Consider the following 6,772-nt stretch of genomic DNA (forward strand, 5'->3'; position numbering starts at 1 on the left):
CCGCCGCCACGGAGGCGCCACTTCCTGGCCGAGGGGCACCAGGGTGATGGGGTAAGACTCGGGCGCCAGGTTGGCGCGGGGTGTCCCCACCCGTAGGGGGGTGTTCGAGGCGGTGTGCGGCGTCGGCCACATGACGAGCCACACGCCCAGGCCCACGGCCAGCGTCAGCACCCCACTGGCGGCGCGGCGCCAGAAGCGCGAGCGCACGGGGACGGGGGTGGCCGGAGGCGTGGCGGGCTCCGGCGCTGGGGCGGGAGGCGCCGCCTTCGCCTCCTGCACGGGCGGGGGCGACTCCGCGCCCTGGGTGGAGGCCTCGTCCAGGGGAAGGGGCCTGCCACGCAGGGGCCGCCGCTGGTAGGAGGCCAGCCGCTCATAGAGCACCAGCAGCTCCTCGCCCCACATCCACAACCCCTGGCGCGCGGTGGTGGCGTGGTGGGGGCCCCACGCCTCGCACAGCGGCACCCGCCACGCCTCGTCCGCCTCCCTCGCCGCCGCCTCCAGCGCCACCTCCACCGCCCGCGCGTCCGCGTACCTCTCCTCGGGCCGCTTGCGCAGCAGGCGCTGGCACACCTCACTCAATGCCCTCGGCACCCGGGGGTTGAGGGTGTGCGGAGGCGCCGGCTCCTCATTCAGGATGGCATGCACCAGCGCGCCCTCCTCCCCCTGGAAGGGCAGCCGGCCCGTCAGCAACTGGTAGAGCTCCACGCCCAGCGCCCACAAGTCGTCGCCCGGGCTGGCGTGCGACTCCTCCTCGCCGCGCCAGGCGCGCCACACCCGCGGGCTGAGGTAGGGCCAGGTGCCAGGAGGAAACGGCCCCGTCACCGTGGGCGCGCCCGCGTAGGTGGCCACCCCGAAGTCCACCCGCACCAGCCGGCCCTCGTCGCTCACCAGCAGGTTGGCCCCCTTCACGTCCCGGTGGACGACTCCAGCCGCGTGCACCACCCCCAGCAGCCGCGCCGCCTGGCGCACCAGCTCCACCACCGCGAGCGCATGGGGGTTGTGCAGCCGCACCCACTCATCCAACGGCCGCCCCCGCACGAAGGGCGTGACGAGGAAGAGGAAGAGGGGCCGGGGGGCGGGCCACAGCCCATGCCCCTCCAGCGGCAGGCTCCCGGCGCGCCACAGCTTCACCATGACGTCCAGCTCCCTCCGGGCCCACTGCGCCGAGCGCGGCAGGAAGATGAACTTCACCGCGTACAGCCGGCCCTCGCGCCGGGCGCGGAACACGGTGCCCTGTCCCCCGGAGCCCAACCGCCTCTCCAGCCGGTAGCCCGCCACCTCCATTCCCACCCGTGGCAGGTGCTCCTCCGGCGAGTCATGCGCCCGCTGCTCCTGCTCGTCCCCCGCGCCCGCTGATTGAGTTCCAGCCATGCACTCCACCTCGCGAGTGGGGTAGCTTAATACGACCGGGGACATCCCGTCAGCGCGGGCCCCGCGGCAGGCCGCCGTTTTCACGCGAGGGGCCGGAAGTCAGGGGGGCTCGAGTGGCTTCCAGCCAGGCGTCTGCGTGCTTCGCCGGGAGCACAGGAGGGGCTCGGCTCGCGCTTGTCTCCCGCCCATGGCATGCGGACTGTGTGCCGTGGGGACGAGACATGTGGGGACGAAGAGCCACAAGGAGCCCGCACCGTGAGCGCGATTGAGCTGTTGAAGCAGCAGCACCGGGAAGTCGACGACCTGTTCCAGCGCATCAAGGCCAGCACCGGGGACGAGCGAATCGCCCTGTTGGGCAAGGTCGCCGAGGCCCTCACCATCCACGCCGCCCTGGAGGAGCAGTACTTCTATCCCTTCGCCCGGCAGCAGGGGGTGGATGTTCTCATCGACGAGTCCTTCCAGGACCATGCCGAGGTGAAGCAGCTCATCTCGGAGATCCTCCGGGTCAAACAGACGGATCCCCGGCTGGAAGAGCTGTGTGGGCGCCTGGAGCGGATGGTGACCGAGCACGTGGCCCAGGAGGAGAGTGCCCTGCTGCCCAAGGTCGAGGCCGTGGCGGACGGCGAGGCGCTCGTCTCCATGCGGGACGACATGCAACAGGCCATTGACAGCTGGCGCAACCGCGAGCTGCTGCGCATGGCCGAGCACCAGGAGTCTCCGCCCCCGGTGTAGGTATTCGACGCCCAGCCTCGTTGGCCGCCGGAGGAGCAGGCGGACGACGCCCAGCCACGAGCGCCTGGTGCTCTCGTGGCTTTCCTCTTTGGCGAGCCTTGATCTCCCCGAGGCACACTCGCGCTAGACTCCCGTTCAGCGGGTCCGCGGTGCCCGGGTACTGGCCGCATCAGGGAGGTCTCTGTCTTCAATGGGCCAAGGGCCACAGGCATGGGTGCTCGGGCGGCTGGATGCGTTTCTCTCGGAGAGACAGCGCCGCTCGCCGCCGGAGGAGCATGGGCGCTACCGGGTGGTGGTGGGGTTCGTCCTCTTCCTGCTGGCCATGGACCTGATGGTGGTGCTGACGGCGCCGCTGTTCCCCAACCCCAGCCACCGGGTGCTGCTGGGCGTGCTGTCGGGGTCCAGCTGGGCGGGGATGCTGGTGCTGCTGCGCCGGGTGTCCTCGCTGCGGCTCCTGGGGCTGCTGGTGTGCGGCCTGGTCACGGGCGCGTTCATCATGGCCACCTTCGCCCTGCCCGAGGTGCCGGTGGCCTCGCACGTCTCCACCATGCTCGTGCCCGCGGTGGCGGTCTACCTGGCGGGGGTCCGCGTGGGGCTCGCCTTCACCGGGCTCTTCTGTATCAACGTGGGCGTCCTCTCCCCGCTCCTGCTGTCCGGGTTCGGCTCGCGCTACCCCGTCTTCTCCGAGCTCCGGCCCTGGACGAGCGGGTTCCTCCATTCCCTCATCCTCTTGCTCGGGTGGGGCCTGAGCGCGTTGTTCAGCGCCTCGCGGGACGCCGCGAACGCCACGGTGCGCGAGAGCGAGCGCAAGCTGAGCAGCCTCATCGAGAGCACGGAGGATCCGCTGTCCTCGCTCGACCAGGAGGGGCGGCTCGTCACGGCCAACGCCGCGGCGAGGCGGCTGTTCCTGGAGGCCTTCGGGCGCGAGCCCCAGCCGGGTGACACGCTGGACGCATGGGCCACGGCCGAGAAGCGGACGGAGTGGCGGGAGAATCTGGCCCGGGCGCTCGAGGGGTGCACCGTCCGTTACGAGATTCCCTTCCGGATGGGCGGGCGCGACATCGTGTTGGACCTCTCCCTCCACCCCATCCCGGGGGAGGGCGGGCGGCCGGTGGGGGTGACGCTGTTCGGGCGGGACATCACCGAGCGCAAGGCGGCGGAGATCCGGTTGAGCGAGCTGCACCGCCATCTCATCGAGGCGTCGCGCCGGGCGGGCATGGCCGAGGTGGCCACCGGCGTGCTGCACAACGTGGGCAACACGCTCAACAGCGTGAACGTCTCGGCCTCGCTCGTCATGGAGCGGCTGCGCGTCTCGCGCCTCCCCATGATGGAGCGCGCCGTGGACATGCTCAAGGAGCACGCGGGGAACCTGCCGGCCTTCCTCGCCGAGGATGCCAAGGGCCGCCAGCTCCCGGACTATTTCGCCTCCGTCACCCAGCACCTGGCGCAGGAGCACGCGTCGCTGCTGGCGGAGATGCAGACGCTTACCCAGAACGTGGAGCACATCAAGGCCGTGGTGAGCATGCAGCAGGAGAATGCCCGCTTCACCGGGTTGCTGGAGCGGGTGCCGGTCACGGAGCTCATCGACGACGCGCTGCGCCTGCACTCCAACAGCTTCGAGCGGTTGGGGATTCGGATTCACCGGGAGTACACGGAGCTGTCACCGGTGTTGGTGGACCGGCACAAGCTGCTGCAGATCCTCGTGAACCTGCTGAGCAACGCGCGCCATGCGCTGCTGGAGAGCGGGCGAGAGGACAAGCAGCTCACCCTGTGCGTGCGGCCGGACGGGGAGGGGCAGGTGTGCATCGAGGTGCGGGACAACGGGGTGGGGATTGCCCCGGAGCACCTCTCGCGCCTCTTCGTCCATGGCTTCACCACGAAGAAGGACGGGCACGGCTTCGGTCTGCATGCCAGCGCGCTGGCGGCCGAGGAGCTGGACGGGCGGTTGCGCTGTACCAGCGCAGGCCCGGGACAGGGCGCGACTTTCATCATCGAGCTGCCCCTGCGCGGGCAGGAGGCCAGGGCGTGAGCGCACACGAGAAGGAGGCACGTCGCATCCTGGTGGTCGACGACAACCCCGCCATCCATCAGGACTTCCGGAAGATCCTCACCACGCCCGAGGGCTTCGGGGAGCTGGACGAGATGGAGTCCGTGCTCTTCGGGGAGCCCCAGGCCTGGAGCAGCCCCACCACCTTCCAGCTGGACTCGGCGGCCACTGGCGAGGAGGCGGTGCGGCGGGGGGCCGAGGCGGTGCGCGAGGGGCGCCCCTACGCCCAGGCCTTCGTGGACATCCGCATGCCCCCGGGCATCGACGGGGTGGAGACGACGCTGCGGCTGTGGCGGGAGGAGCCGGACCTGCAGGTGGTGCTCTGCTCGGCCTACTCCGACTACTCGTGGGAGGACCTGGCGCGCAAGCTGGGCACCTGCGAGCGCCTGCTCATCCTGCGCAAGCCCTTCGACAACATCGAGGTGCGGCAGATGGCGCACTCGCTGTGCGAGAAGTGGGAGCTGCTGCGCGCCAGCCGCCAGCGCCAGGAGGACCTGGAGCGCGCGGTGGCGGAGCGGACGCGGGAGCTGGAGGCGGCCAACGCGCGGCTCATGCACGCACAGAAGCTGGAGGCCCTGGGGCGGATGTCCGCGGGCCTGGCCCACGAGGTCAACAACCCCCTGGCCTACGTGCTGTCCAACCTGCGCCACATCGAGATGCGGCTGGAGAAGCAGGGCGAGACGGATTTGCAGGACGCCTGCCGCGACGCCATCTTCGGGGCCGAGCGCATCGAGCGCATCGTCCAGGACGTGCGCATCTTCGCGCGCATGGAGGAGCCGTCGCGCGAGTGGGTGGACGTGCGCCAGGTGGTGGAGGGCTCCATCTCCCTGGCCAGCGAGGCGCTGCGCTCGGGCATCCGGCTCGTCCGGGACTTCCAGGAGGTGCCGCCCGTCTGGGGCAGCGAGCACGGCCTGGGGCAGGTGTTCCTCAACCTGCTCGTCAACGCCGCCCAGGCGCTGGCGGGGGTGACGCCCGAGCCGTGCATCCACGTGGCCATCCGGCAGCGGGCGGACGGCCAGGTGGGGGTGGTGGTGCGCGACAATGGCTGCGGCATCTCGCCGGAGCACATGAGCCGCCTCTTCGAGCCCTTCTTCACGACGAAGCCGGTGGGCAAGGGCACGGGGCTCGGGCTGTCCATCTGCCACGGCATCGTGACGCGCAATGGGGGCGACATCACCGTGGACAGCGCGCCGGGCCGGGGCACCGCCTTCGAGGTGCTGCTGCCCACGGCCTCGCCCGCGGCCGAGGGCGCGGACACGCCGGAGCGCAAGCTGTCGGCGTGAGCGCCCTCAGGGGGCCCACGCCCCGCGGCGGGTGGGCGCTTCGAGGGCCCCCGCGAGGGCCCGGAGGAAGTGGCGCCGGGGCCAGTGCTCGGCGCCGAAGCGCGCCAGGTGCTCCGTCTCCACCTGGCAGTCGATGAAGTGGAAGCCCCACGCCTGGAAGCGCTCCACCGCGGTGACGAAGGCCACCTTCGAGGCGTCCGGGGCGCGCGCGAACATGCTCTCGCCGAAGAAGGCCGCCCCCAGCGACACCCCGTAGAAGCCGCCCTTCAGCTCGCCGTCCGCCCACGCCTCCACCGAGTGCGCGAAGCCCAGCCGGTGCAGGGTGACGTACGCCTGGCGCATCTCGTCCGTAATCCACGTGCCGCTCTGCCCGGGGCGGGGCACCTCGGAGCACGCGGTGATGACGTCCGCGAAGGCGGTGTCCCAGCGGATGTCGTAGACGCCCGCCTTGAGCGTCTTGCGCAGCGAGCGGCCCACGTGGACCTTGTCCGGCACCAGCACGAAGCGCGGGTCCGGCGAGTGCCAGAGGATGGGCTGCCCCTCGCTGTACCAGGGGAAGATGCCCTGGGAGTACGCGGCCAGCAGCCGCTCGGGACGGAGGTCTCCCCCCACCGCCAGCAGGCCGCTGCGGTCCGCCTTCTCCGGGGGAGGGAAGCGCTCCGGGTCTTCTCCGAGGAAGTAGATGGGCACTACCGCGACACGTTGAGCTTCACGTCTCCGGACAGCGAGTAGGAGACGCGTACCAGCGGGCCCGTGAGCTCGCCCGCCACCTCATACGGCAGCGTCCCCTTGGCGATGAGCGCCCGCACGTCCTGGCCCCATGTCTCCTTCGTCACCGCCACCTCCACGGGATACACCCCGGTGGCCGCCGCGTCCACGGTGTCGGACTGTCCCTGCGTGCCCTCGCCCAGCTTCCGGCCGCCCACGGTGACGGCGTAGCGGAGCCCCTCCAGCCGCAGCGGGAAGGGGTTGGGGTTGTCCACGCCCAGGCGCACCAGCAGGTCCACCTTCTCCTCCGAGTAGCGCGCCCCATCCAGGCTCTCGATGCGCACCACGGGCAGCCGGGGCACGCGCACCGCCCGCGAGGCGGCGAAGGGCAGCGTGCGCACGTCCTTGCCCGCGCGCACCATCAGCGTGCCGCGCAGCGCCACCAGCAGCGTGCCCCCGCGCTTGCTCAGCGCCTGGAGGTCCTCCGGGGTGCGCACGTAGGCGGCGTCCGCCTGGAAGGAGAAGGGGGTGGGGGCGTGCGGTGCCAGCGCCACCCCCAGCGGCGCCGAGCCCTTCTCCACCACCTGCCCGTCGGAGACGAGCTCGTAGTCGGCCTTCTCCAGCACGGCGG

6 protein-coding genes are annotated in these 6,772 nt (G+C 71.4%); 3 read left to right on the forward strand and 3 right to left on the reverse strand.

Annotation, left to right across the window (positions count from 1 at the left end; all coding sequences use genetic code 11):
- Positions 1-1,371: serine/threonine-protein kinase (locus VF697_RS09555; protein WP_331093487.1), on the reverse strand; the 1,371-nt coding region annotated here is incomplete at its 3' end.
- 255 nt (positions 1,372-1,626) lie between these two features.
- On the opposite strand from VF697_RS09555, the gene VF697_RS09560 reads away from it, so the two are divergent.
- The 3 genes from VF697_RS09560 to VF697_RS09570 all read left to right on the forward strand — a co-directional run bounded on the left by VF697_RS09560 (position 1,627) and on the right by VF697_RS09570 (position 5,433).
- Positions 1,627-2,103: a hemerythrin domain-containing protein gene (locus VF697_RS09560; RefSeq protein WP_331093489.1), complete on the forward strand. Its 477-nt coding sequence runs from the start codon at positions 1,627-1,629 to the stop codon at positions 2,101-2,103.
- A 190-nt stretch (positions 2,104-2,293) separates the two neighbouring features.
- Complete coding sequence (locus tag VF697_RS09565) at positions 2,294-4,132, forward strand: two-component system sensor histidine kinase NtrB (RefSeq protein ID WP_331093491.1); 1,839 nt, start codon at positions 2,294-2,296, stop codon at positions 4,130-4,132.
- Complete coding sequence (locus VF697_RS09570; RefSeq protein WP_331093493.1) at positions 4,129-5,433, forward strand: hybrid sensor histidine kinase/response regulator; 1,305 nt, start codon at positions 4,129-4,131, stop codon at positions 5,431-5,433. Before VF697_RS09565 ends, VF697_RS09570 begins: the two co-directional genes overlap by 4 nt.
- Positions 5,434-5,439: 6 nt before the next feature.
- Here VF697_RS09570 and aat read toward each other — a convergent pair whose 3' ends face one another.
- Together aat and VF697_RS09580 are read right to left on the reverse strand one after the other, a co-directional pair.
- Complete coding sequence (gene aat / locus VF697_RS09575) at positions 5,440-6,123, reverse strand: leucyl/phenylalanyl-tRNA--protein transferase (RefSeq protein ID WP_331093494.1); 684 nt, start codon at positions 6,121-6,123, stop codon at positions 5,440-5,442.
- The coding region (locus VF697_RS09580; RefSeq protein ID WP_331093496.1) for an LEA type 2 family protein at positions 6,123-6,772 on the reverse strand (650 nt) is incomplete at its 5' end. The genes aat and VF697_RS09580, both read right to left, overlap by 1 nt.

It is taken from the genome of Archangium sp. (assembly GCF_036388035.1).
Lineage (GTDB): Bacteria > Myxococcota > Myxococcia > Myxococcales > Myxococcaceae > Archangium.